The sequence below is a fragment of the Rhodococcus sp. 11-3 genome (genome assembly GCF_023704055.1).
In the GTDB taxonomy this organism is placed as follows: Bacteria; Actinomycetota; Actinomycetes; order Mycobacteriales; family Mycobacteriaceae; genus Rhodococcus; species Rhodococcus aetherivorans.
On record NZ_CP080406.1, the window covers coordinates 5,559,017 to 5,582,449 of the forward strand.

Below are 23,433 nucleotides of genomic sequence, written 5' to 3' on the forward strand. Positions count from 1 at the left end.
ACACTGCACAGAAAAACGACGGGCGGCTGCGCTACAGCTCTTCAGCCTGACCAGTAGTGCAGGCCGCACTTGCGCCCCCTCTGTAACCACGGTCACAGTCTTCTTCATTCGCCCGCTCCCCGGGCATCGCACCGTCCCGACTCCCGAGAGAAGACATGAAGAACCTGCTGACCCGTTTCGAGGACAAGGCCCCCGAGATCGTCTTCGAGTGGCACGACACCGAGACCACCGCCCGCGGCTGGGTCGTCATCAACTCCCTGCGCGGCGGCGCGGCCGGTGGCGGCACGCGGATGCGCCGCGGCCTCGACCGCCGCGAGGTCGAGTCGCTGGCGAAGACGATGGAGGTCAAGTTCACCGTCTCCGGTCCGGCCATCGGCGGCGCCAAGTCCGGCATCGACTTCGACCCCTCCGATCCCCGCAAGGACGGCGTGCTGCGGCGCTGGTTCCGGGCGGTCGCGCCGCTGCTGCGCGCCTACTACGGCACCGGCGGCGACCTGAACGTCGACGAGATGACCGAGGTCGTGCCGCTCACCGAGAGCAACGGGCTGTGGCATCCGCAGGAGGGCGTCGTCAACGGGCACTTCGCGGCGGACGACCGCGAACGCGTCCAGCGGGTCGGGCAGCTGCGGCTCGGTGTCGCGAAGGTCGTCGAGGACACCCGGTTCACCCCGGCACCGGATGCGAAGTACACGGTGGCCGATCTGATCACGGGCTGGGGCGTCGCCGAGTCGGTGCGCCACCACTACCGCATCTACGGCGACCCCGCCGGCAATCACGGACTCGGGGGCAAGCGGGTGATCGTCCAGGGCTGGGGCAACGTCGGCGCGGCCGCGGCCTACTACCTGGCCCAGGCCGGGGCTCGCGTGGTCGGCATCATCGACCGCGACGGCGGCATCCTCGACACGGCCGGTCTCGACTTCGACGAGGTGCGCACGCTGCTGCTGAACAAGGACGGCAACGCGCTCCGCAGCGACCGGATGCGTCCCTTCACCGAGGTGCACGACGCGATCTGGGACCTCGGCGCCGAGATCTTCCTCCCCTGCGCGGCCTCCCGCCTGGTCACCCGCGAACAGGTCGACCGTATGGTCGCGGCCGGCCTCGAGGTGATCGCCAGCGGAGCGAACGTGCCCTTCGCCGACGACGAGATCTTCTACGGCCCCACCTACGAGCACGCGGACAAGTCCGTCTCCGTGATCCCCGACTTCATCGCCAACAGCGGCATGGCCCGCGCCTTCGCCCAGCTCATGGAGGGTGACGTGGAGGTCTCGGACGCGGCGATCTTCGGCGACGTCTCGGACACCGTCGCGGGTGCGCTGCAGCGCTGCCACGACCGCTGCGCCGACCATACGGGCGTCGCGGCCACCGCGTTCGAGATCGCCCTCGACCAGCTGGTGCCGGCCGGGGAGCGCATCGATGACTGACACCTTGGCCACCACGCCGGCCACCACCACCGAGCCGGCGCCGCGGGCGATGCTGCACCAGGCGATGCGGCCGCGACAGCTGGTGATGATGAGTCTCGGCGGCGCGATCGGCGCGGGACTGTTCGTCGGCTCCGGCGCCGGCATCGCCGTCGCGGGCCCGGCCATCCTCGTCTCGTTCCTCGCCGCCGCGGCTCTCGTCGTCCTCATCATGCGGATGATGGGCGAGATGGCGGCCGCGAACCCCGCCAGCGGCGCCTTCTCCGTGCACGCGGAGAACGCCCTCGGCTCCGTCGCCGGCCGCACCATCGGCTGGCTGTACTGGATCCAGGTGGTCATCGTGATCGCGGCGGAGGCGACCGGCGCCGCCGCCATCACCGCCGCCTCGATTCCCGGGATCCCGCAGTGGGCCGCGGCACTGTTCTTCATGGTGGTGCTCACCGGCGTGAACCTCGTCGGCGTACGCCGGTTCGGCGAGGTCGAATTCTGGTTCGCGGCACTGAAGATCGTCGCCATCGTCGCCTTCCTCGCGATCGGCGTCGCGATGATCGCGGGATGGGTGCCCGCCTTCGACAGCACCGGGTTCGCGAACCTCACCGCGCACGGCGGCTTCGCGCCGACCGGTATCGCCGGTATCGCCGCGGGCCTGCTCATCGTGGTGTTCGCGTTCGGCGGCACCGAGATCATCGCCATCGCGGCCGCCGAGACCTCCGATCCGCGCCGCAACGTCGGCCGCGCGGTGCGCACGCTGATCTGGCGCATCCTGGTCTTCTACATCGGCTCGGTGCTGATCATGGTGACGGTGCTGCCGTGGACGTCCGAGGATCTCGTCACGGGCCCGTTCGTCGCGGTGCTGAACGCCGGCGCCGTGCCGGGGGCGGCCGCCGTGATGACCGTGATCGTGGTGGTGGCGCTGCTGTCCTCGCTCAACGCGATGCTCTTCAGCGCCTCACGGATGATCTACTCCCTCTCGCAACGCAGTTCGGCCTACCCCGCGTTCGGCCGGGTGGCCGCCAACGGGGTGCCCCGCAACGCGGTCCTCGCCTCGGTCGCGTTCGGATTCGTCACCGTCGCACTCAACTACGTACGTCCCGACAAGGTGTTGCCGCTGCTGCTCAACGCCGTGGGCTCGACCATCCTCGTACTGTGGACGTTCGTGGCGGTCTCGCACCTCGTGCTGCGCCGGCGGGCCCGGCGCGACGGCACCGAAGACGCCCTGCCGCTGAAGATGTGGGGCTTCCCGTACCTGTCGTACGCGACCCTCGGCCTGCTCGCCGGCATCGCCGTGCTCGCGCTGTTCGACACGGCCGCCCGCACCCAGCTCATCGCGACGGGCGCACTCACCGCCACGATCGCGGGAGCGTGCTGGCTTCTGCACCGCCGGCAGACGTAGCCGACCGCACAGACGACGACGCCGTGCGTCCTCCCGCAGGGGGGAGGGACGCACGGCGTCGTCGTGGATCGGTCCCCGCCGTCAGTCCTTCGGACCACCGGCGACGTAGATGACCTGACCCGACACGAATCCCGCACCCTCGCTCGCGAGGAACGAGGCGGTGTGCGCGATGTCGTCGGGCTTTCCGGTGCGGGCGACGGGGATCTGCGAGGCCGCGGCGGCCTTGAAGTCCTCGAACGACATGCCCACCCGCTCGGCCGTCGCAGCGGTCATCTCGGTCTCGATGAAGCCGGGGGCGATCGCGTTGGCGGTGACGCCGTACTTGCCGAGCTCGATCGCGAGGGTCTTGGTGAAGCCCTGCATGCCGGCCTTGGCGGCGGAGTAGTTGACCTGACCGCGGTTGCCCAGCGCGGAGGTGCTCGACAGGTTGACGATGCGGCCGAACTTGGCCTCCACCATGTACTTCTGCGTCGCCCGGGACATGAGGAACGCGCCCCGCAGGTGCACGTTCATCACGGCGTCCCAGTCGTCGACGGTCATCTTGAACAGCAGGTTGTCGCGGGTGATGCCGGCGTTGTTGATCAGCACCGTGGGATCGCCCAGCTCGTTCGCGACCCTCTCCACAGCCGCGGCGACGGACTGCTCGTCGGCGACGTTCGCGCCCACCGCGAGGGCCTTGCCGCCGGCCGCCTCGATGGCCGAGACGGTGTCGCCGCATGCGGACTCGTCGAGGTCCAGGACCGCGACCTGGAATCCGTCCTGCGCCAGCCGCTTGGCGACTGCGGCGCCGATGCCGCGCGCGGCTCCGGTGACGATGGCGGTGCGGGTGACTGTTTCGCTCACTGCTTACCTCCGTGCTGTTGTGGTTGGAAACTTCAGTTGATGGTCAGGCCGCCGTCGACCGCAATCGTCTGGCCGGTGACGTAGCCGGCGGCCTCCGAGGTGAGCCACACGGCGGTGGCGGCGATCTCCGCGGGATCACCGTTGCGGCCCAGGATGATTCGCGGCTTCATGCTGTCGAGGTAGCCGGGCTGGTACTCGTCGGTCATCTCGGTCTCGAAGAATCCCGGCGCGATGGCATTGACGCGGATGCCCTTGCGTGCCCCCCACTGCTGGGCCAGGTCCCGGGTCAGGCCGATCACGCCGGCCTTGCTGGCGGCGTAGGCGGCCTGCGGCAGTCCCGCGGTGGTGAGGCCGAGGACGGAGGAGATGTTGACGATGGAGCTGCCGGGCTGCATGACGCGCCCGGCGGCCTGCGCGGCCCAATAGGAGCCGTTCAGGTTGATGTCGATGACGCGCCGGAACTGTTCCGGGGTCTCCTTGGTGGCCGGGACGGCAGTGCCGATGCCGGCATTGTTGATGAGGATGTCGACCTTGCCGAAGTGTTCGATCGCGGCATCGACCATCCGTTGCGCCTGCTCAGGCTCGGCGATGTCGGTCTCGACGCTCAGCGCGCGGCGGCCGGCGGCACGGACGAGTTCGGCGGTCCGCTCGAGCCGGTCGGCGCGACGGGCCGCGAGCACGACGTCGGCCCCGGCCTCCGCGAGAGCCTGGGCGAAGGCGACGCCGAGGCCCGAGGAGGCGCCGGTGACGATCGCGACGCGGTCGTCGAGGCGGAACTTGTCGAGCACGGACATGTGTGTAGTCTCCTCCGATAGTCGATACCTATGCGAATTGTATAGTTGAATTTGCGCTCGAGTTCAAGACTTGATATTCGAAAAAGGCGCGGCCACAAGCCCTTTCGGGCCCGCGACCGCGCCTCATCCGACTTCCCGGTCCGAGGGGGACGATCAGCTCAGGCGCTCGAGCACCATCGCCATGCCCTGACCGCCGCCGACGCACATGGTCTCCACGCCGAACTGCTTGTCGTGGGTCTGCAGGTTGTTGAGCAGGGTGGCGGTGATCCGCGCGCCGGTCATGCCGAACGGGTGACCGAGGGCGATCGCACCACCGGAGACGTTCAGCTTGTCCTCGTCGATGCCGAGCTCGCGGGCGGAGCCGAGCACCTGCACGGCGAACGCCTCGTTGATCTCGAACAGGTCGATGTCGGAGATGGTCTTGCCGGCGTGGGCGAGAGCCTTCTTCACGGCCTCGATCGGGCCCAGACCCATGATCTCCGGCGACAGGCCGGACACGCCGGTCGAGACGATCCGCGCCAGCGGGGTCAGCCCGAGCTCCTTGGCCTTGGTGTCGGACATGATCACCAGGGCCGCGGCGCCGTCGTTGAGCGGGCAGGCGTTGCCGGCGGTGATGGTGCCGTCGGGGCGGAACACCGGCCCCAGCTGGCTCACGGCCTCGTAGGTGGTGCCGGGCCGCGGCCCGTCGTCGGTGGTCACGACGGTGCCGTCGGGCAGGGTGACGGGGCTGATCTCACGCTCGAAGAAGCCGGACTTGATGGCTTCCTCGGCCCGGTTCTGCGACCGCACACCCCACCGGTCCTGGTCCTCGCGGGAGATGCCGGTGAGCGAGGCGACGTTCTCCGCGGTCTGGCCCATCGCGATGTAGACGTCGGGCAGCAGGGCCTCGCTGCGCGGGTCGGTCCACGCGGTGCCGCCCTCGGCGAGCGTGGCGGTGCGGGCCTCGGCGTCGGCGAAGAGCGGGTTCTTGGTGTTCGGCAGGCCGTCGGCGTTGCCGGTGACGAAGCTGGAGACGGACTCGACACCGGCGGAGACGAACACGTCCCCCTCGCCGGCCTTGATCGCGTGCAGCGCCATGCGGGTGGTCTGCAGCGACGACGAGCAGTAGCGGTTGACGGTCACGCCGGGCAGGAAGTCGTAACCCAGCTGCACGGCGACGACGCGGGCGATGTTGAACCCGGACTGGCCGGCGGGCTGGCCGCAGCCGAGCATCAGGTCGTCGATCTGGGCCGGGTCCAGCTCCGGCACCTTCGCCAGGGCGGCCGCGACCATCTGGGTGGCCAGGTCGTCCGGACGCACCGTCCTGAGCGACCCCTTCATCGCCCGCCCGATGGGAGAACGGGCGGCGGACACAATCACAGCTTCGGGCATCACGTGCTCCTTGTTTTGTGTTGACGCTTCGAGTCTCTACAGGCCCAGATCGCGGCCGATGAGTTCCTTCATGATCTCGTTGGTGCCGGCCCAGATCTTGGTGACGCGGGCGTCCTTCCATGCACGAGCCACACGGTACTCGTTCATGAAGCCGTAGCCACCGTGGATCTGCACGCACGCGTCCAGGACCTCGGACTGCGTCTGCGCGGTCCACCACTTGGCCTTGGCCGCGTCCACGGCGGTGAGCTTGCCGTCGGCGTGGGCCTCGACGGCCTGGTCGACGTAGGCCTCGGCCACCTCGATCTTGGTGATCAGCTCGGCGAGCAGGAACTTGTTGTACTGCATGGCGCCGATGGCCTGGCCGAACGCCTTGCGCTCCTTCGCGTACTCGATGGTCTCGAGCAGGATGTGCTTGGCGTGGTGCACGTTGTTGACCGCGGACCCGAGCCGCTCCTGCGGCAGCATCTTCATCATCGAGATGAAGCCCATGCCCTCCTCGCCGATGAGGTTGGCGTGCGGGACGCGGACGTCCTTGAAGAACAGCTCCGCGGTGTCGGCCTCGGGCTGGCCGACCTTGTCGAGCTTGCGACCGTTCTCGAAGCCCTCCATGCCGCGCTCGACGGCGAACAGGGAGATGCCCTTCGCGCCCTTCGACGGGTCGGTGCGGGCCGCGACGACGACGAGGTCGCAGTTGTAACCGTTGGTGATGAAGGTCTTGGCGCCGTTGAGGATCCAGTCGTCACCGTCGCGCACGGCGGTGGTCTTCAGGTTGGCGAGGTCGGAACCGCCGGAAGGCTCGGTCATACCGATGGCGCAGATGAGCTCACCGGTGGCGCAGCGCGGCAGCCAGCGCTCACGCTGCTCCTCGTTGCCCAGGTGGACGATGTAGGGAACGGTGATGTCCGAGTGGATGCCCATCGACGACGACAGCGCCATGTTCGCGCGGGCGAACTCCTCGCCGAGGATGGCGTTGAAGCGGTAGTCGTTCGCCTCCATGCCACCGAAGCGCTCCGGGATCTCGAGTCCCAGGAAGCCGGCCTTACCGGCCTCGATCCAGATGTCACGGGGAATCTCGTGACGTTCGATGAGCTCCTCCGCACGGGGCATGACGAACCGGTTCACGAACTCGCGCGCCGACTCGCGGAACGCCTCGTGATCGGGGCCGTACAGGGTGCGTTGCATCAACCGCTCCTCAAATCTGTAAGCATCTGCTTATTTTCTAAGCGTGCGCTTATAGTGAACCGCGGCCGCTATCTTGTCAACCAGGGCCGTAGCAGGAACGGGAGCAGGACGTGAGCACATCGAGGGACGCGGTGATCAGCGGATCGAAGGCCGCGGCCCGCCTACGCGAGGCGGCCGTCGAGGTGTTCGCCGAGAACGGCTACGGCGGCACCACCACCAGGCTGATCGCCGCCCGCCTCGACATGAGCCCGGCCGCGATGTATCCCCACTACAAGTCCAAGGAAGAGCTGCTCTACGCGATCAGCTACGAGGGCCACGACCTGGCCCTCGAGGTCGTGCGCGACGCCGACCTCCCCGGCGAGGACGCCACCACTCGGCTGGCCAACGTCATCGGCCGGTTCGCCGAGTGGCAGGCCGAGCACCATCGCCGCGCCCGCGTCGTCCAGTACGAGCTCACCGCCCTGACGCCCGAGCACTACCGCGTCATCACCGGCTTGCGCCGGCGCACCACCCAGGTCGTCCGCACCATCGTCGACGCCGGCGTCGCCTCGGGTGAGTTCACCGTCCCCGACACCGAGGGCGTCACCCTTGCCCTGATGTCGCTGTGCGTCGACATCTGCCGCTGGTACCCCTCCGGCCGCTACCACGAGCCCCACGCCCTCGCGCACCTCTACTCCGATCTCGCCCTCCGGCTCGTGGGCGCCGTCCGCTAGCATCTGTCCCCACACGACGGATCGGGGGGTCCATGGGTGGGGGGCAATGTTCGCGCGGCTGCCGGTCGTCCGCGCCCGCAATCGACGTCGCGTGCGACCGGGAAGCGAGCGAACGAGAGCGACGACGACACCTGCGCACTCGCGGATGGATCGTCGCCCTCGTCGCGGCGGCGGTCAGCGCGTGCACCGCCGTCACGCCCGCGGCACCCACGGAACCACCCGCCACCACCACGACGACACGCACACCCCGCATCGTCGACGAATCCGACCGCCCCCCAGTCACGTTCGACCCCTGCCTCGACATCCCCGACCGAGTGCTCGTCGAGGCGGGCTACGACCCGAGGTCGGAGGAGATCAGCGACTTCGCCGCGACGCACTACACCTTCCTCACCTGCCGCTACGAGGGCACCCTGCATATCCCCGGCGTTCTGCGCCGGTACGGACTCAACGTCATGTCCGGCAACATCACTTTCGCCGAGGTGCAGGTGAAGGTCGCCGAGTACTCCACTCCCATCGAGATCAACGGTCGGCGTGCATTGCTCGAACGAGACCCGGGCCGGTCATGGTCGTGCGCCGTCAACGTCGAGACCTCCTTCGGTGTCCTCATCGTTTCCCGTGTCTATCACCCCGACCAGTCCGCCGAAGTGCCGCAAGACGAGCTATGCGCCGGAATTGAAGACACGACGTCACGCATCGCCGCTCAACTCGCCAACTGAAGGACCGACGTGAGCAAACCGCTACGACTCGACCCACAAACGATCGAAGAGATCGTCGCCATCTGCGAGACCATGCTCGCCAATCTCCGCCATGCGATAGACCGAACCGACGAGTTGACCACGGTCGGAAGCTTCGGTGGATTCGAGTCCGCGGAACAGCTTCGGCAAGGTTTCCTCACCAAGGCCAGAGGCACCCCCACGTCCGCCTACGAGCGGCTCACCCAATTCCACGAGGCCCTCTCCCGCATGCGCGACACGTTCGCCGCCGGTGGACAGGGCTTCCTCGACGCCGACTACGACTGGGCCCGGCAACTCGGCACCACCGACTCCGCGTGAACCGCCGCCACTGCGCGTCACTCCGAAACCCGGAGAATTCCACGAGTCGTGCTGTATCCGCGCGGGCGCCAGTCGTCCGCGACCACCATTGGGGGAGCGCATGACTGGAAAAGTCGCGGATGGCTGATGCCGTTCGTTCCTCGGCACGACTCGCCACGAGACCGCACGGTCCGCTACGATGCTGCGCACTACCACGGAATCGGGGGGACTCCATGGACACGTCACTTGATGTTTCGCACGGCACCGGAAGACGCACGGCGCAGCACGTCGCGACCGTGAGCGAAAGCACCGAATAGGGTGCCGGAGAACGAGAATCCCGTCGCAGCGATGCTCGAACCGCTGCTCGAGCATCGGGTACCGGAGCGGGTCGGCGCGCTGGCGGACTGGCACACCAGACTGGTGGCACGGCTCGAAGGCAGCTTCGATCCCGACTACGCCACCGCATTCGAGAACTTCCACAGTATGGAGCACGACGCCATCTATCGAGACGTCCAGAGAATGGACCCGGGCGCGATGCGAAGCCTGGCGGAGAGCTGGCGCAAGATCGCGACCGACATGAGCGTCGGTTTCATCTTCGGAACCCAGATGATCTGCAACAAGATTGCCGAGGGGTGGGATGGTGACGCGGCGCGCCGCGCCGTGGCGGCGACCCGCTCCTTCGCGAGGTCGACCGAACAACTCGTGACCGCGCTGCTTGCGGTGTCGACCAAACTCGCTGCGGCATCGGAGGTCGCTTCGGCTGTGCGGAACAACGTGCCACCACCGCCGGCGCAGATTCCGATGCCGTTGGGCGTGGTGGTGCCCCAGGACACGGCCGAGTTCGCGCGGGCGGCGGAGGCGGCGCACGCCGAGGCGGTACGCGTCATGGAATCGCTCTACGTCCCGCACTACCGTGAATCCGGCACGGCGGTTCCGGTCCTGCCGTCGCCGCACGAGGCGACGGCAGGATCCGGTCCGGTCGGGGCAGACCTGTCGCGCCACCCCTCGGGCAGCGCGGAGGGCCGGGGCGGCGGCATCGGCCCCTCGGCCTCGGCGGCCGGCACCGGGCCCTCGGCCTCGGTGGCCGGCGCCGACGACGGGCAGGTCACGGACGCTCCGTCCCGCGGCACCTCCGCGACAGACGGGGAAGCAGACCCGGGCGGCCCGGCGCCGGGCGCCGGCGAGCCTGCAGCCACCACCCCGGCCGCGACGACGACGGCCGGCGCGACGTCGGGCCCGGAGCGGTACCCGGGTTCGGGTGGACCTCCGGGCGGACCCGGTGGTCCAACGTCCGGAGGCGCCGGCGGTGGAAGCGGCGGCTCCGGCGCTGCCGGTCCCGGCGGGCTCGGACCCGTGGGTGGCCTACCGGTCGCGAACGGTACGACGAACCCGGCGACGTCGGGCGCCGGCGCCCGCGCCGGGTCGGCCCGTCCGGGCGGCATGTACCCGGGCATGCTGGGCGCCCCGGCGCGTCCTGCGCGCGACGACGAGGCCGCCCGCACGGTGCCCAGTTATCTGGTGGGCGCCGACAACGGGAACGAGCTCGTCGGTCCGATCCCGCTCACCGCGCCGCCGGTGCTGGGGGTCGATCCGGCGTGAGGTGGCGGCTCACCCCCGACCGGTTCCTGGCCCTGTGGACCGCGACGGGACTCGACGAGATTCCGTTTCCTCTGCGCTACCGCTCCACCGCGCTGTGGGAGGACGAGCACGCCGCGAACCTCGAGGCGGCCCACCGGTGGCGGCGCGCGAATCCCGACGAGCGGCTCACCGCGGCGATAGCGACGATGCGATACGCGGAGGTCGCCGTCGAGGTGTACGGGCAGTTCTCGGAGGGCTCCGAGTTGCGGCTGCGGGGATGCATCAGGCACGACTCCGCCGTTCTGGCGCGGCAGGATCCGGGACGTGCCGGCGATCTCGTCGTGACGGCGACCGCGGCGCACACACTGGCGGAGGCGGTCGTGCAGTGCCTACCCGGCGCGCCCCCGGGTACGGCGCCGGCGCTGTCGGCACCCACCGCGGAAGTGGCGGAGTTCGCGCGCCCGACGCAGGTGCTCCGGACCGCGCAGGCGCCCCCGGCCGTCCGGTTGCGGCGGCTGCTGACCGATCCGCGGTCCGGGACGGGCAGCGTACGGGTGCTGTGCTCACCGGACGGTCTGAACTTCACGCCGGTCACCGATCTCGGCTGGTTCGACGTCGCAGGCGACGGGCGGTACCTGTTCCGGACCGGCCACCACACCCACGTCTGCCCGGCCACCCCGGAGCTGCTGCGCGACGAGCTGGCCTACGCGGTCGACGAGGCGCGCGAGAAGCGGGGTCGCGTCGGCGCTGCCGGTTTACGCTGGGTGCATGGCTGAACGGGATCGAACGGTCGACGGCAAACCGCAGAACGCCCGCCCGCGCGACGCCCTGGGGCGCCCGTTGCCCTACGGCGAGGAGGGAGTCGAACGGGTCCCGGAGGACCTGCAGCTCGAGCCCGACGAGGCGATCACCGAGGCGCAGCGGCTGCTCGACCACGGGTATCCGTTCCATGCGCACGAGGTGCTGGAAGGCACGTGGAAGTCGGCGCCGGCCGACGAGCGGACGCTGTGGCAGGGCTTGGCGCAGCTCACCGTGGGGCTGACGCATCTGCTGCGGGACAATCCGGCCGGGGCCGCGTCGCTGCTACGGCAGGGGGAGGCTCGGATCCGCCATTACGAGGACGAGCCGCCGCACGGGCTGGACATAGACGGCCTCGCGGCATGGGCGGAACACCTGTTGACGGAGATCGCGCGCGGCGAGCCGATCCCGGCGCCGCCGATACCGCGGCTGCGGCTGCCCTGATGCCCGTGCTCCCGATGTTCCCGCTGGGAACCGCGCTGCTTCCGGGCGACGCCCTTCCACTCCACGTGTTCGAACCGAGGTATCGAGAGCTGGTCCGGGACTGCCTCGCAGATCCGGACGGGCCGCGGTTCGGCGTGGTGCTCATCGAGCGAGGCCACGAGGTGGGTGGGGGCGAGACCCGCCACGACGTCGGCACGGTCGCGCGGATCGTGATGGACTCCGAACTCGACGACGGTCGCTACTTCCTGGAATGCATCGGCGAGGAACGCATCCGGGTGATCGACTGGCTACCGGACGACCCGTATCCGCGGGCGGAGGTCGAGCCGTGGCCGGACATGGAGTCCGGTCCGGTGGACTTCTCCGGCCTGAGCGTGGGGCTCGGCCGGCTGTACGGTCTGCTCGACCGCCTGTCGGGCGGCCGGATCGAACCCCCGAGCATCACCGAACTGCCCGACGAGCCGGGTGCCCGGCTGTTCGCGCTGGCACGCTTCGTCCCTATGGGTGAGGCCGACCGGCTGCAGGTACTCACGGCGCACGGACCCACCGAACGATTGGCCGTGCTGACCGAATGCATCTCGAACGCTGTCCAACTCGCGCAGTGGCGCCTCGACAGTACGTAAGGGCGAGGGCGAACCGCCTCGCGGACAGCGCATGACCTCCCTCGACCGCACCCGCGCGTCTGCCGGTCAACCGCTGCCGCACCCCGTCGGTCGCCAGGACGACCGCGCACGTCGCCGACGGTTGCATCCCGACAGCCGGGAACGAACACACGACGATCCGGGTATCTGCGCGGCCCAGAAAAGCTCAATCCCCATGCGGAACACATCAATTGGTATGGTTCTGCCGTCGATGGGGGGGATCGAACAATGTCGAAATGGGGCGTCGTTGTCCTTCAGCTGGCCAAGGTGGCGTTGTGGTATGTGGGGGGCTTGCTGGCCATCGGTGGAATATCCGCAGCAGCGAGCCTGCTGAGGCCGGACCTTCCGGATTCCGGCTGGGCGCCACCACCACCGATCACGACGACACGCACCGAGTCGCCCACTGCCGCAACACCACCGCGCGAACTCCCCCCGGGTTTCCCGTCGATGGAGCGCGCTCCGCTCCCGCCGGAGGTTCCCGAAGGGCAACCGCAACCGGTACCGACACGGTTCGGGCTCACGTACACCACTCCAGCCGGCTGGTTCGGGCAGGGCCAATCGGTCATGGGCTGGAGAAGCCGGGACGGTGCAGCGATGGTGATCGGTTCGGCATCCGCTTTCGGGAAGGAGTACTGCGAGGCGGACGACACGTCGATGCTGGCCGCAGTGGGGATCACGGGGCGCCCAGCGGGCGACCTCCTGACCGTCGCTGCTCACGAAGTCCGGGCGGTCGAATGGATGTACTCCGACGACGGACGACTGCCGACGATCAACTATTCGGACCCCGTCCATTTCGAGATTGCCGGAAACCCGGCAGTCCGGCTCACGGCTCTGGTGTCCGACATCCCGCCCACCGACGAATGTGACCCGCCGGCAGCGCGGTTGGACGTCGTGGCCACCACCGGCCTTGCAACAGCGGAGGTCGCGGTCTTCGTCGTCCGGGCGGATCGCGGTGTGGCCGGACAGCTCGACGACAGCTCTATCGATGATCTCGTCGCGTCGCTGAGGAGATCGTGATGCCCGGGACGCACGAGGAATTCTCCGCCACCACACGCCGGATAGCCGGCGCTGCCGTCGCCGTGCAGGAGATCGGACACGATGTTGTGCGGGCGAACCGGTATCTCGCCGTCCACGGTGAGCCGAACGGCAATTTCGACGGTGTGCTGTTGCAGACGATCCGGGCCGGGTTCCAGGCGGTTCTCCCGTCGGCACAGGCTCGATACTTCCAGGTTGCCGATCTCTGCCTGAAGACCAGCATCGAACTGAACCGGTGCGCGTGGATGTACGACGACACCGAGGCACGGAATTACGAACGGCTCAATGCCAACATGCTCTTCCCGGAGTCGGTCGACGCATTCGATCCCGACACACCGGCGCCCGGTCCGGCGCGGCCGTATCCCGGCACCTTCCCGTATGGCGGTCCGGACCGGATCGAACTCGGTCACCCCGAAACCCTCCCCGAGGACGTCCGTCAGGTCGTCGCGGATGCAGCCGGTTGGCTCGGCGATGTCGACGAGGCGATCGACCTGCTGACCGGGTGGAGCCCGATCGCGCAGGTCGTCGAACCGCTGGGCGGAAACTGGAACGAACTCGAGCGCCTCGGCGACGCCTATCGCATCGCCGGGGAGGCGGTAGAGACCAGCGGCGGGAACCTCGCCGCCGTCGTCCGGACCCTGGATCCCCACTGGGGCGGGCAGGCCGCCCGGGCGTTCACGGACTACGCCGACCGCATCGTCGATGCCCTCCGATGGGAGGGACCGGTCGGACGCGTCATCAAGGAGACGTGCTACCTGGTTGCGGAGAAGATCCGGGAGGGGATCGTCACGGCGGTTCGGTCACTGAAGGAGATGCTCGAAGAAGAAGTGGCATTCGACGACGCGTTGCAGAAGTTGAAGTTCCTGCTGAAGAAGACTCCGTTCGTCGGTACGGCCGCACAGATCGTCACGATCACCAAAATCGTTCAGAACACGATGGAATTCGTCGACGATGTAGTGGACCGGATCCGCGAGCTCGCCGACGCATTGAAGGAATTCCTCGACGCACTGTCGTCGCCGGCGGACGTCCTGAAGGATCGGGTCGAGCAGAAGCTGGCGCCGCTGACCGAGGCGCACGAGCGCACCGAGCACAGGGCGGAGGTGGCCATCGACCTCGCCGGCGTCGCAGACGTGAGCGGCCCCGTGAACAAGCCCTCCAGCGCGTATTCGGTCGGTGAGGACCCGTGGGCGGATGCGATATGAGGGAAGTACCGCCGCACCTCGACAGTCCACTGCGGCGAATCCACCAGGCCGTGACCGACTTCGAAGCCGCCGTGATCCGCGCACGAGGGTTCGCCGGCGCCGACCGGGACCGACGCATCGAGGTCGACGATGCGTTGATGGAACAACTCGCAGCGACCGCGGAAGCGTCCCCCGAGTTGCGGCTGTATGCGTCGAGAGTCGCTGCCGGACAGTGCCGGTGGTCCGAGATCGAGGTGACGGCGCGTCCGGTTCCGCCGGAGGTGGCCGAACTCAAGACGAATCCGCGGCTCCGGTGGTTCCCGGAACCGACGCGTACCTCGACTGCGGAAGGGCAGGAATGGGAGTCCTACCGGATCCCCTGGCAGTAGCTCCCCTACCGTGGTGGCCGCGGCGGTGTGTCCTTCGGGCTGTCCTGGCAGCCCGAAGGACACACCGGCCGTGTCAGCGGCCGATGAGTGCGAGGCGTTCGATCTCGGCGAAGTCGGTGCCGGCGGCCTCCGGCCGGGAGCGGCCGACCAGCGAGCCCACATAGGCCAGCAGGAATCCCGCCGGCACGGACACCAGGGCCGGGATCGTGAGCGGGAAGATCGGGTCGATCCCGTGGATCAGCCCGGTGGGTCCCAGGATGTTGGGACTGATCGCCACCAACCCGAGGCTCACTGCGAGGCCGCCGACCAGGGCCCAGGTCGCGCCGACGCGGTTGAATCCGCGCCAGTAGATGCTCAGCAGCAGCACAGGCAGGCTGGTGCTCGCGGCGACGGCGAACGCGACGTTGGCGAGGAAGCCGAGGTTGAAGCCCTTGGCCCCGAGCGCGAGGAACATGGCGACGATGGCGATGCCGAGCAGTGACAGCCGGGCCACCTTCAATTGCTGTTCACCGGTGGCCTTTCCGCCCTTGACGACGTGAGTGTAGAGGTCGTGCGCGAACGCTCCGGAGGTGGCGATGGCGACGCCGGCGAGGACCGCGAGGATCGTGGCGAGGGTGATGCCGATGATCACGGCCTCGAGGGCAGGACCACCGAGGGCGCCGGCGAGCTGAACCACGGCGAGGTTACCCTGTGGATGCGCGGCGGCGATGGCGTCGGATCCGAGGGCGCGGATCGCGCCGTATCCGACGAACGGCAGCACCACGTAGAAGGCGCTGAAGATCCACAGTGCGACCACACCGGATTTGCGGGCGGCGCGGGCGTCCTTGACGGTGAGGAACCGGACCATCACGTGCGGCAGACCCATCACGCCGAGGGCAAGGGCGAGCTGCTGGGAGATGATGTCGAAGGTCTTGGTGGTGTTCTGCGGGTGCGACGACGCGACCGAGTCCGGCAGCGGCTCGACGACGTGCAGCGGGCTCGGCCCGTACTTCGCGAGCACCAGGAACAGGATGAGAGCGGTGCCGGTCAGCAGCAGCCCGGTCTTGAGCACCTGCACCCAGGTGGTGGCGAGCATGCCGCCGAACATGGTGTAGACGACCATGAGCAGCCCGAGGACGATGACGGCGACCCAGAACTTGATGCCCAGCAGGGCCTGCACGAGCAGTCCCGCGCCGACGAACTGGATCACCATGTACATCGCGGAGATGACGATCGTGGTGACGGCGAGAGCGGCGCGCAGTCCGCGGCCGTCGAACCGGGCGGCGACGGCGTCGGCGAGCGTGAAGCGGCCGAGGTTGCGCAGCGGTTCGGCGATGATGAGCAGCACCAGCAGGTACGCCAGAGGCACCGCGGTAGCGTAGTAGAAGCCACTGAACCCGGCGATCCCGATCATGCCGGTGATACCGAGAAACGAAGCGGCCGAGACGTAGTCGCCGGAGATGGCCAGTCCGTTGCCGACGGGCCCGACCTGCCCCTCGGCGACGTAGTGCGAGTCCGTGGAGGTGTTGCGCTTGGCGGCCAGGTAGGTGATGCCGAGGGTGACACCGATGATGGCGACGACGATCGCGACGCTGAGTCCCATGCCGGTCACCGCCCTTCCAGCGCGGCAAGGTGCGCATCGACGACTGCGTCCATGCGGCGCGCCCAGCGGGTGTAGATCTGCGCGACGACGAGGATCGCGGCGAAGACGGCGAACCCGACCCAGTACGCGATGCCGAGTCCGCCGAGGCGGCCGGACAAGACCGTGGTGGAGGTTGTCAGGACGATGTAGCCCATGAACACCGCGAGCAGGACGGCTGCGGAGCCGAGCGACAGGCGTCGGCGTTGCCGAGCAAGGGCGAGGACGGCGTCGAGACCGGCGTCGTCCGGCCGGGTCGTGCCGCCGCCGGCGGCCGTGGAGATGTCGAGCGACATGATCACCTCAATGGGGTGTGAAGGGATCAATCAATCAATACTTTGATTGATTGGACGCCCTACCGTAAGTGAGGGCCATCACAAAGCGCAAGTACTCCGGCGCCGCGACTCAGTCGCGGGTGTGGATATCGAGGTCGTCGGCCGCGGTGGCGAGCTTCTCCAGCAGGCCGATCAGGATGGTCTGCTCGGGCTTGGTCAGCACGCTCGTCCAGGTCCGTTCGCGCTTGTTGTGCGCCGCGTAGGTGCTGGTGATCGCGTCGACACCGGCCTGGGTCAGACTCAGCTCGACCGAGCGCCGGTCGCGCTCAGAGCGCCGCCGGGTCACGAGGCCGTCCCGTTCCAGCGTGTTGACCAGCGCGGACACGGCGGCGCGGCTCATACCGGAGAGCTGGGCGACCCGCTTGGCATCGCTCGGCCCGGACAACCACAGCATGAACAGCACCCGGAAGCCGGGCCAGCTCCAGCCCTGCGGGCGGTGCACGGTGGACTCGAGGTCGTAGACGAGTGCACTCGCGACCCGGGTCAGTTCGAGCACGAGCCGCATCGACTGGGGATCGACCTCGGGCATGACGCGCGTCGTCTTGCGCACGGCGAAGTCGACAAAGCTCAGAAAGTCCAGGTTGTCCACGTCGTCCGCAGGCTCGCTCACCCCGCCAGCGTAGAGGTGGCGCCGCATGCACCGTGCCGAAGTGGTCAAAGGCTTGCGCATCCGGTATGACGCCACTTACATTGGTCACAGATTCGTTCAAACCTTTTACTAACTGGGGTGGTTCCATATGACCGCACTGTCCTTCGCTTCCTCCGCCGATCTGGGCGAGAAGGAGCAGACCCTCGAGATTCTCGCCGACGGGGTGTACGCGCTGACCGCCGAGGGCGATCCCAACCTCGGGGCTGTCGAGGGCGAGGACTTCCTCGTGTGCTTCGAGGCGCTCGCCACCCCGGTCGCGGCGCGCGACTGGCTGGCCAAGCTGCGTGAGCACACCGACAAGCCCGTGCGCTACCTCGTGCTCTCGCACTACCACGCGGTGCGGGTGCTGGGAGCGTCCGCCTTCGACGCCGACACCATCGTCGCGCACGAGAACACCTACAACCTCATCGCCGAGCGCGGCCGGGAGGACTGGGAGTCCGAGTTCGGCCGCATGCCGCGCCTGGCCAAGGGTGCCGACTCCGTGCCCGGCCTGACCTGGCCGACACTGACGTTCAGCGACCGGCTCACCATCGACCTCGGTGGCGACCGCGGCAACCTGGTACTCCAGCACCTCGGCCGCGGCCACACCGAGGGCGACATCGTCGCGTGGCTGCCGCAGCAGAAGATCCTGTTCGCCGGCGATCTCGTCGAGGCGCAGGCCGCGCTGTACACGGGCGACGCGTTCCACCGCGACTGGTCCACCGGCACACTCGACCGGATCAAGGCGCTCGGCGCCGAGGCGCTCGTCGGCGGGCGCGGCGCGGTCAGCCGCGGCCGCGAGGAGGTCGACGCCGCCATCGAGCAGACCCGGCACTTCCTGAACGTGATGCTCACCGAGGTAGGGGCCGTGCAGCGGCGTGGCGGCACATTGAAGGAGGCGTTCGAGGCGACGCACGCGGCACTGTTCGACCGCTATGGGCACTGGCCGATCTTCGAGCACTGCCTGCCGTTCGACGTCTCCCGGGTGTGGGACGAACTGTCCGGCATCGAACGGCCCGTGATCTGGACCGCCGAGCGCGACCACGAGGTCTGGGCCCAGCTCCAGAGCTGACCCCACCACGGTACGAGAAGGAAATGTGATGACAGTGCGGAACATTCACAACGGCACCGTCGCGGTGCTCGGGAACGGACCCGTCGGGCAGACCACCGCCCTGCTGCTCGCCCGGTGGGGCATTCGCGTGATCGTCCTGGACGCTCGCCCCGAACGCGACCCGATCGGCTCGAAGGCGATCTGCCAGCAACGCGACGTGCTCGAAGTGTGGGCCGCCGTCGGTGTCGGCGAGCAGGTCGCCGCGGAGGGCGTCACGTGGGACACCGCGAGCACCTTCTACCGCGACGAGAAGCTGTTCACCCAACCGTTCGTCGACAACGGCCGCTCCGCGTTCCCGCCGTTCGTCAACATCTCCCAGGCCCGCACGGAGCAGCTGCTCGACGAGCGCATCGCCGAGGAACCGCTCATCGAGGTCCGGTGGGGTCACCATGTCGACGGTATCGACCAGGACGACGCCGGCGTACGCGTGCTGTGCACGACCCCGGACGGTCCCGCCGTCGTGCCCGTCGCCTACGCGGTCGCGACGATGGGGGCGCGGGCCGACGGGTTCCGCACGCACCTCGGGCTGGACTTCGCGGGTCGCACGTTCGACGACAAGTTCCTCATCTGCGACATCAAGGCCGACATCCCCGGCTGGGCACACGAGCGCAGGTTCTACTTCGATCCCGAGTGGAATCCCGGACGCCAGGTGCTCATCCACCCGTGCCCGGATTCGACGTTCCGCATCGACTGGCAGGTCCCCGGCGACTACGACCTCGAGGCCGAAACGGAGAGCGGCGCCCTCGACCGCCGGATCCGCCGGATCATCGGCGCCGAGCTGCCCTACGAGATCGTGTGGAAGTCCGTGTACCGCTTCCATGCTCGTCTCGTCGACCGGATGCGCGTGGGCCGCGTCCTCGTCGCCGGCGACTGCGCTCATCTCGTGTCGCCGTTCGGTGCACGCGGCCTGAACTCCGGGGTCGGCGACGCCGAGAACGCCGCGTGGAAGCTCGCGTTCGTGCTGCGCGGCTGGGCCGACGAGTCGCTCCTGGACACCTACGACCTGGAGCGGCGGGCCGCGGCGCGCGAGAACATCGAGGTCACCTCCGCGACAATGGATTTCCTGGTGCCGCAGACCGACGAGCAGCGCGCACACCGCCTGCGTATCCTCGAGGCGGCGGCCGACGACGCCGACGCCCGCGCCCAGGTCGACTCGGGCCGCCTCGCGGAACCGTTCTGGTATGCCGACTCGCCACTGACCACCGCGGACCCGGCCCGTCCCTTCGCTGGTCGGCCCGCCAGGGGTGTTGCTCCACAGCCCGTTCCGGGCGTTCTGCTGCCGGACATGCCGGTCGCGGTGTGCGGTCGGGCCACGCGCCTGCGTGCGCTGGCCCGGGCGGGAATCCTGCTCCTGCACGGCCGCGACGTCGACGCGACCACGCTGCGCACGCTCGCGCTGGACGCCACGAGCGCGCCGGTTCGGATCCACGCCATCGACGACATCGACGCGACCGGCGCGCTCGCCGAAAGCCTTTCCGCGGCAGCGCACGAGGTGTGGGTTGTCCGGCCCGACGCGCACATCGCCGCGGTCGTCGACACCGCGGACCCGGCCGTGCTGACCGATGCGATCCGCACCGCCACCGGACGGCGGGTCGTGGCCCCGCTGGTGGCCGCGGTGTGACACAGAGGTGGTACGCGCTCCCCGGTCACGGAACCGGGGAGCGCGTCCGCGGTCAGCGCCGGGTGCGGCGTTCCCGCTCCGACAGACCGCCCCACACACCGTGCCGCTCCCTGCTGAGCATCGCGTGGGTTCGGCACTCCGTCAGCACCGGACAGCTCGCGCAGATCCGCTTCGCAGCGGCCTCGCGCCGGCGCCGGACGTGCGATGGTTCGTCGTCCGGGGCGAAGAAGTAGAATTCACCGGCGGATCGGCAGCTACCGCGGAACCGCCAGCCGAGGGCCGGCCGGGTGTGCTCGCTCAGCAGGCTCACCCAACGATCACCACGTCCAGGGTCCGCGGACCGTGCACACCCTCGACTCGTTCGAGTTCGATGTCGGAGGTTGCAGACGGGCCGCTGATCATGGTGGTGGGCCGCTCCGGCACCAGCCGGGCCAGTGCCTCCGGGACCCCGACCTCGACGTCGGCGAGCGGCACCACGCACACGTGCAGGTCCGGCACCAGGGTCAGCGCACGCCGCCCCTGGCCCGGGCTTCCGTCGAGGAAGATCGTGCCGGTCTCGGCGCACGTGACGGCGGAGGCGGTGACGACGCCGTCGAGTGCGCCGAGGTCCGGCGCGGGGATCTCGGCCGAGTCCACCACCACGTCACCGTCGAACCGCGCCAGCCACGAGGGATCCAGTCCGGCGGGAATTCCCACGCGCCGCACACCCCGCTCCGCGAGGACCCGTGCGAGCACGTCGGGCAGGTCGCCGGGCGTGCACTCGTGGACGTGTGCCTTGTAGTCGACGAGCCGGTCCACGAGCAGTTCCCGGCGCTGCGCGTCGGGCAGGGTGCGTCCGGTGCGATAGTCGCGCGGAACCTGCACGGGCTCCGGCGGAGCCAGGGTCAGGGCGTCACGGATCCGGCCGAGGATGACATCCCGGGTGCTCACTGCTGTCGTCCCTTCTCGCGAGCCTGCGCCAGCGCGGCCCGCCCCTCGTCCGAGTTCCACCATTGCCGGAACGTCTGTTTCGGTGGTGCCGGAATGTCACGCGCCTCGGTCCAGCCTCCCAGCGGCCCGGGCAGCGTCGTGATCTTCCCCTTCCTCCCGGCGAGGAGCCGGCCGAGTCCGGCGGCCTTCTGCGCGGCCGTCCACCGGCGCGACGACGACATCGCCAGCGAGGCCGCCTTCATCGCCGCGGCCTCGACCCCGAACGGCGCGTGCTCGACCTTCTGGTGCCGCAGTTCGACCAGCAGCGACGGGATGTCGATCTTGACCGGGCACGCGTCGAAACATGCTCCGCACAGGCTCGACGCGAACGGCAGGGTCGCGTTGGGGTCACCCGGTGTGTCCATGCCGGCGAGTTGCGGGCTGAGCACGGCGCCGATCGGCCCGGGATACGTCGAGCCGTAGGCGTGCCCGCCGGTGCGCTCGTACACCGGGCACACGTTCAGGCAGGCCGAGCACCGGATGCAGTGCAGCGCTTCGCGTCCCACCCCGTCGGCGAGCGCGGCGGTGCGGCCGTTGTCGAGCAGCACGAGGTGGAACTCCTGCGGTCCGTCGCCGGGGGTGACGCCGGTCCACATCGACGTGTACGGGTTCATCCGCTCCCCCGTCGACGACCGCGGCAGCAGTTGCAGGAACACCTCGAGGTCCCGGAAGGTGGGCAGCAGCTTCTCGATGCCCATCACCGTGATGAGGGTCTGCGGCAGGGTCAGGCACATGCGACCGTTGCCCTCGGATTCGACGACGGCGAGCGTGCCGGTCTCGGCGATCCCGAAGTTCGCGCCCGACACCGCGACCGGCACGGTCATGAACTTCCGGCGCAGGAACTTGCGGGCCGCGGCCGCGAGATGTGCCGGGTTGTCGTCGAGACCGGGGTCGACATCGGGCATCTCGCGCAGGAAGATCTCGCGGATCTCGGCGCGGTTGCGGTGGATGGCGGGGACGAGGATGTGCGACGGCTTGTCGTGACCCAGCTGGACGATGAGTTCGGCGAGATCGGTCTCGTAGGCCGTGATCCCCTGGTCCTCGAGATGCTCGTTGAGCCCGATTTCCTGCGTGGCCATCGACTTGACCTTGATGACCTCGTCCGAGCCGGTCTTGCGGACCAGGTCGGTGACGATGGCGTTGGCCTCGGTGGCGTCGGCCGCCCAGTGCACGACGCCACCGCGGGCGACGACCGCCGCCTCGAGTTCGATGAGCAGTTCCGGCAGCCGGCCGAGCACGTCGCGCTTGACGGCGGCGCCGGCGTCGCGGAGCTGCTGCCAGTCGGGCAGTTCGTCGGTCACGTTCAGCCGCTTGGCCCGGATGGTGTGGGTGGCCTTGCCGATGTTGCGGCGCAGCTGGGTGTTCGCGAGTTCGTGATGCGCTGCGGCGGGGAATTTCTCGGTGCCGCGCAGATTGCCGGAGCCGCGCGGGGGGACGGCGGGCATGCCGAGGACGGTCATGCGGGCACTCCCTTCGGCGCGACGGCCGGTTCGACGGAGGCGAGGATCTCCGCGAGGTGGATGGTGCGGGCCCCGGTGCGCAGGCGCGAGAGCCCACCGCCGATGTGCATCAGGCACGACGAGTCGCCGGCGCTGCAGTATTCGGCGCCGGTCGCGGCTATGTTGCACAGCTTGTCCGCGAGCATCGCGGTGGAGGTCTCGGCGTTCTTGATCGCGAACGTGCCGCCGAATCCGCAGCAGGAGTCGGCCTCGGGCAGTTCGACGAGGTCGATCTCGCGGACCGCCCGCAGCAGTTGCAGCGGTCTGTCGCCGACGCGCAGCATGCGCAGCGAATGGCAGGTGGGGTGGTAGGTGACCCGGTGCGGGAAGTAGGCGCCGACGTCGGTGACGCCGAGGACGTCGACGAGGAACTCGGACAGCTCGTACGTCTTCGCCTTCACCGTGTCGACGCGGCCGCACAGCGCCGGCGAGCCGTAGCGGGCGGCGACGATCTCGTGCTGGTGCCGCACGGAACCGACGCAGGACCCGGACGGCGCGACGATCGCGTCGATGTGGGTGTCGCCGAAGGTGTCGGCGTAGTTCTCGACGAGGGGCAGCGCGTCGGGTTGGTAGCCGGTGTTGACGTGCATCTGGCCGCAGCAGGTCTGGCCTTCGGGGAAGACGACGTCGTGGCCGAGCCGGGTGAGGAGCAGGGCGGTGGCCGAGACGGCACCGGGGAACATCGTGTCCCCGAGGCACGTCGCGAACAGGGCGATTCGCATGTGGATCTCCGCATCGGGTCTGTGTGGTCAGACCACAGTAACGCATGGTCGGTGCGGTGCGTCACCCCCTCGGCCGAAATTCTCCCGGATCCCTCCGGCACTCGATTGTGACCGGGGTCATG

General features: G+C 69.0%; 25 protein-coding genes. 14 read left to right on the top strand and 11 right to left on the bottom strand.

Translation table 11 applies throughout. From position 1 onward, the window contains the following. The first annotated feature begins 155 nt into the window (after positions 1-155). Both KZJ41_RS25630 and KZJ41_RS25635 read left to right on the top strand, forming a co-directional pair. A complete protein-coding gene (locus tag KZJ41_RS25630) occupies positions 156-1,421 on the top strand; it encodes a Glu/Leu/Phe/Val dehydrogenase dimerization domain-containing protein (RefSeq protein ID WP_006940679.1) in 1,266 nt (421 codons plus the stop codon). Beyond that, on the top strand, positions 1,414-2,811 hold the full coding sequence (locus KZJ41_RS25635) for an amino acid permease (RefSeq protein ID WP_251549807.1): 1,398 nt from the start codon (positions 1,414-1,416) through the stop codon (positions 2,809-2,811). Before KZJ41_RS25630 ends, KZJ41_RS25635 begins: the two co-directional genes overlap by 8 nt. A gap of 81 nt (positions 2,812-2,892) precedes the next feature. On the opposite strand, the gene fabG is transcribed toward KZJ41_RS25635, so the two are convergent. From fabG to KZJ41_RS25655, 4 genes are all read right to left on the bottom strand, one after another. Continuing rightward, positions 2,893-3,654, bottom strand: a complete 762-nt coding sequence (gene fabG / locus KZJ41_RS25640; RefSeq protein ID WP_251549810.1) for a 3-oxoacyl-ACP reductase FabG — start codon at positions 3,652-3,654, stop codon at positions 2,893-2,895. Between the two features lie 32 nt (positions 3,655-3,686). After that, positions 3,687-4,448 carry an SDR family NAD(P)-dependent oxidoreductase gene (locus tag KZJ41_RS25645; RefSeq protein WP_251549812.1) on the bottom strand — a complete coding sequence of 254 codons (762 nt, stop codon included), beginning with the start codon at positions 4,446-4,448 and terminating at the stop codon, positions 3,687-3,689. Between the two features lie 153 nt (positions 4,449-4,601). Next, on the bottom strand, positions 4,602-5,819 hold the full coding sequence (locus tag KZJ41_RS25650; protein WP_251549814.1) for an acetyl-CoA C-acetyltransferase: 1,218 nt from the start codon (positions 5,817-5,819) through the stop codon (positions 4,602-4,604). Positions 5,820-5,855: 36 nt separating this feature from the next. After that, a complete protein-coding gene (locus KZJ41_RS25655; protein ID WP_006940667.1) occupies positions 5,856-7,001 on the bottom strand; it encodes an acyl-CoA dehydrogenase family protein in 1,146 nt (381 codons plus the stop codon). 110 nt (positions 7,002-7,111) lie between these two features. On the opposite strand from KZJ41_RS25655, the gene KZJ41_RS25660 reads away from it, so the two are divergent. The 10 genes from KZJ41_RS25660 to KZJ41_RS25705 all read left to right on the top strand — a co-directional run bounded on the left by KZJ41_RS25660 (position 7,112) and on the right by KZJ41_RS25705 (position 14,808). Beyond that, positions 7,112-7,714, top strand: coding sequence for a TetR/AcrR family transcriptional regulator (locus KZJ41_RS25660; protein WP_029546461.1), 603 nt, complete (start codon positions 7,112-7,114; stop codon positions 7,712-7,714). A gap of 32 nt (positions 7,715-7,746) precedes the next feature. Then, the gene (locus KZJ41_RS25665; protein ID WP_082120288.1) at positions 7,747-8,430 is read left to right on the top strand and encodes a DUF3558 domain-containing protein; all 684 of its coding nucleotides are present in this window, start codon (positions 7,747-7,749) and stop codon (positions 8,428-8,430) included. Positions 8,431-8,439: 9 nt separating this feature from the next. Continuing rightward, complete coding sequence (locus KZJ41_RS25670) at positions 8,440-8,766, top strand: hypothetical protein (RefSeq protein WP_050036030.1); 327 nt, start codon at positions 8,440-8,442, stop codon at positions 8,764-8,766. 327 nt (positions 8,767-9,093) lie between these two features. Beyond that, positions 9,094-10,344 carry a WXG100 family type VII secretion target gene (locus tag KZJ41_RS25675; protein ID WP_251549817.1) on the top strand — a complete coding sequence of 417 codons (1,251 nt, stop codon included), beginning with the start codon at positions 9,094-9,096 and terminating at the stop codon, positions 10,342-10,344. Continuing rightward, entirely contained in the window at positions 10,341-11,099 is a 759-nt protein-coding gene (locus KZJ41_RS25680) for an ESX secretion-associated protein EspG (protein WP_251549820.1), read from the top strand. Before KZJ41_RS25675 ends, KZJ41_RS25680 begins: the two co-directional genes overlap by 4 nt. Continuing rightward, positions 11,092-11,565 carry a DUF309 domain-containing protein gene (locus KZJ41_RS25685; RefSeq protein WP_006940659.1) on the top strand — a complete coding sequence of 158 codons (474 nt, stop codon included), beginning with the start codon at positions 11,092-11,094 and terminating at the stop codon, positions 11,563-11,565. The genes KZJ41_RS25680 and KZJ41_RS25685 overlap by 8 nt, the downstream gene beginning before the upstream one ends. Beyond that, positions 11,565-12,185, top strand: coding sequence for an LON peptidase substrate-binding domain-containing protein (locus KZJ41_RS25690; protein WP_251549822.1), 621 nt, complete (start codon positions 11,565-11,567; stop codon positions 12,183-12,185). The genes KZJ41_RS25685 and KZJ41_RS25690 overlap by 1 nt, the downstream gene beginning before the upstream one ends. Positions 12,186-12,797: 612 nt before the next feature. Continuing rightward, positions 12,798-13,220 carry a hypothetical protein gene (locus KZJ41_RS25695; protein ID WP_043802415.1) on the top strand — a complete coding sequence of 141 codons (423 nt, stop codon included), beginning with the start codon at positions 12,798-12,800 and terminating at the stop codon, positions 13,218-13,220. Next, a complete protein-coding gene (locus KZJ41_RS25700) occupies positions 13,220-14,440 on the top strand; it encodes a WXG100 family type VII secretion target (RefSeq protein ID WP_251549825.1) in 1,221 nt (406 codons plus the stop codon). The genes KZJ41_RS25695 and KZJ41_RS25700 overlap by 1 nt, the downstream gene beginning before the upstream one ends. Positions 14,441-14,490: 50 nt before the next feature. After that, complete coding sequence (locus KZJ41_RS25705) at positions 14,491-14,808, top strand: hypothetical protein (protein WP_231385961.1); 318 nt, start codon at positions 14,491-14,493, stop codon at positions 14,806-14,808. Between the two features lie 73 nt (positions 14,809-14,881). On the opposite strand, the gene KZJ41_RS25710 is transcribed toward KZJ41_RS25705, so the two are convergent. The 3 genes from KZJ41_RS25710 to KZJ41_RS25720 form a co-directional block, all read right to left on the bottom strand. Next, the gene (locus KZJ41_RS25710) at positions 14,882-16,390 is read right to left on the bottom strand and encodes a cation acetate symporter (protein WP_251549827.1); all 1,509 of its coding nucleotides are present in this window, start codon (positions 16,388-16,390) and stop codon (positions 14,882-14,884) included. A gap of 5 nt (positions 16,391-16,395) precedes the next feature. Continuing rightward, a complete protein-coding gene (locus tag KZJ41_RS25715) occupies positions 16,396-16,722 on the bottom strand; it encodes a DUF485 domain-containing protein (RefSeq protein ID WP_006940653.1) in 327 nt (108 codons plus the stop codon). A gap of 109 nt (positions 16,723-16,831) precedes the next feature. Then, on the bottom strand, positions 16,832-17,371 hold the full coding sequence (locus KZJ41_RS25720) for a MarR family winged helix-turn-helix transcriptional regulator (protein ID WP_029546471.1): 540 nt from the start codon (positions 17,369-17,371) through the stop codon (positions 16,832-16,834). 127 nt (positions 17,372-17,498) lie between these two features. Here KZJ41_RS25720 and KZJ41_RS25725 point away from each other — a divergent pair, with 127 nt between their 5' ends. After that, entirely contained in the window at positions 17,499-18,461 is a 963-nt protein-coding gene (locus tag KZJ41_RS25725) for an MBL fold metallo-hydrolase (protein ID WP_161995374.1), read from the top strand. A gap of 28 nt (positions 18,462-18,489) precedes the next feature. After that, positions 18,490-20,121, top strand: a complete 1,632-nt coding sequence (locus tag KZJ41_RS25730) for an FAD-dependent monooxygenase (protein ID WP_251549830.1) — start codon at positions 18,490-18,492, stop codon at positions 20,119-20,121. A 52-nt stretch (positions 20,122-20,173) separates the two neighbouring features. Here the strand turns inward: KZJ41_RS25730 and KZJ41_RS25735 are convergent, their stop codons facing one another. From KZJ41_RS25735 to KZJ41_RS25750, 4 genes are read right to left on the bottom strand one after another with little or no spacing between them, the layout of a single operon-like run. Further along, positions 20,174-20,431 (bottom strand): WhiB family transcriptional regulator, encoded by a 258-nt coding sequence (locus KZJ41_RS25735; protein WP_152103802.1) that lies wholly within the window; start codon positions 20,429-20,431, stop codon positions 20,174-20,176. Beyond that, a complete protein-coding gene (locus KZJ41_RS25740; RefSeq protein WP_006940643.1) occupies positions 20,428-21,051 on the bottom strand; it encodes an LUD domain-containing protein in 624 nt (207 codons plus the stop codon). The genes KZJ41_RS25735 and KZJ41_RS25740 overlap by 4 nt, the downstream gene beginning before the upstream one ends. Beyond that, positions 21,048-22,550, bottom strand: a complete 1,503-nt coding sequence (locus tag KZJ41_RS25745) for a LutB/LldF family L-lactate oxidation iron-sulfur protein (RefSeq protein WP_251549832.1) — start codon at positions 22,548-22,550, stop codon at positions 21,048-21,050. Before KZJ41_RS25745 ends, KZJ41_RS25740 begins: the two co-directional genes overlap by 4 nt. Continuing rightward, the gene (locus KZJ41_RS25750; protein WP_006940640.1) at positions 22,547-23,311 is read right to left on the bottom strand and encodes a (Fe-S)-binding protein; all 765 of its coding nucleotides are present in this window, start codon (positions 23,309-23,311) and stop codon (positions 22,547-22,549) included. Before KZJ41_RS25750 ends, KZJ41_RS25745 begins: the two co-directional genes overlap by 4 nt. Positions 23,312-23,433: the final 122 nt, after the last annotated feature.

Coding starts and splice junctions, on each gene's coding strand:
- KZJ41_RS25745 (WP_251549832.1), bottom strand. CDS start 22,550: ATGACCGTCCTCGGCATGCCCGCCGTCCCCCCGCGCGGCTCCGGCAAT.
- KZJ41_RS25690 (WP_251549822.1), top strand. CDS start 11,565: ATGCCCGTGCTCCCGATGTTCCCGCTGGGAACCGCGCTGCTTCCGGGC.
- KZJ41_RS25695 (WP_043802415.1), top strand. CDS start 12,798: ATGGTGATCGGTTCGGCATCCGCTTTCGGGAAGGAGTACTGCGAGGCG.
- KZJ41_RS25630 (WP_006940679.1), top strand. CDS start 156: ATGAAGAACCTGCTGACCCGTTTCGAGGACAAGGCCCCCGAGATCGTC.
- KZJ41_RS25710 (WP_251549827.1), bottom strand. CDS start 16,390: ATGGGACTCAGCGTCGCGATCGTCGTCGCCATCATCGGTGTCACCCTC.
- KZJ41_RS25665 (WP_082120288.1), top strand. CDS start 7,747: ATGGGTGGGGGGCAATGTTCGCGCGGCTGCCGGTCGTCCGCGCCCGCA.
- KZJ41_RS25655 (WP_006940667.1), bottom strand. CDS start 7,001: ATGCAACGCACCCTGTACGGCCCCGATCACGAGGCGTTCCGCGAGTCG.
- KZJ41_RS25635 (WP_251549807.1), top strand. CDS start 1,414: ATGACTGACACCTTGGCCACCACGCCGGCCACCACCACCGAGCCGGCG.
- KZJ41_RS25730 (WP_251549830.1), top strand. CDS start 18,490: ATGACAGTGCGGAACATTCACAACGGCACCGTCGCGGTGCTCGGGAAC.
- KZJ41_RS25700 (WP_251549825.1), top strand. CDS start 13,220: ATGCCCGGGACGCACGAGGAATTCTCCGCCACCACACGCCGGATAGCC.
- KZJ41_RS25725 (WP_161995374.1), top strand. CDS start 17,499: ATGACCGCACTGTCCTTCGCTTCCTCCGCCGATCTGGGCGAGAAGGAG.
- KZJ41_RS25645 (WP_251549812.1), bottom strand. CDS start 4,448: ATGTCCGTGCTCGACAAGTTCCGCCTCGACGACCGCGTCGCGATCGTC.
- KZJ41_RS25715 (WP_006940653.1), bottom strand. CDS start 16,722: ATGTCGCTCGACATCTCCACGGCCGCCGGCGGCGGCACGACCCGGCCG.
- KZJ41_RS25650 (WP_251549814.1), bottom strand. CDS start 5,819: ATGCCCGAAGCTGTGATTGTGTCCGCCGCCCGTTCTCCCATCGGGCGG.
- KZJ41_RS25685 (WP_006940659.1), top strand. CDS start 11,092: ATGGCTGAACGGGATCGAACGGTCGACGGCAAACCGCAGAACGCCCGC.
- KZJ41_RS25675 (WP_251549817.1), top strand. CDS start 9,094: ATGCTCGAACCGCTGCTCGAGCATCGGGTACCGGAGCGGGTCGGCGCG.
- KZJ41_RS25750 (WP_006940640.1), bottom strand. CDS start 23,311: ATGCGAATCGCCCTGTTCGCGACGTGCCTCGGGGACACGATGTTCCCC.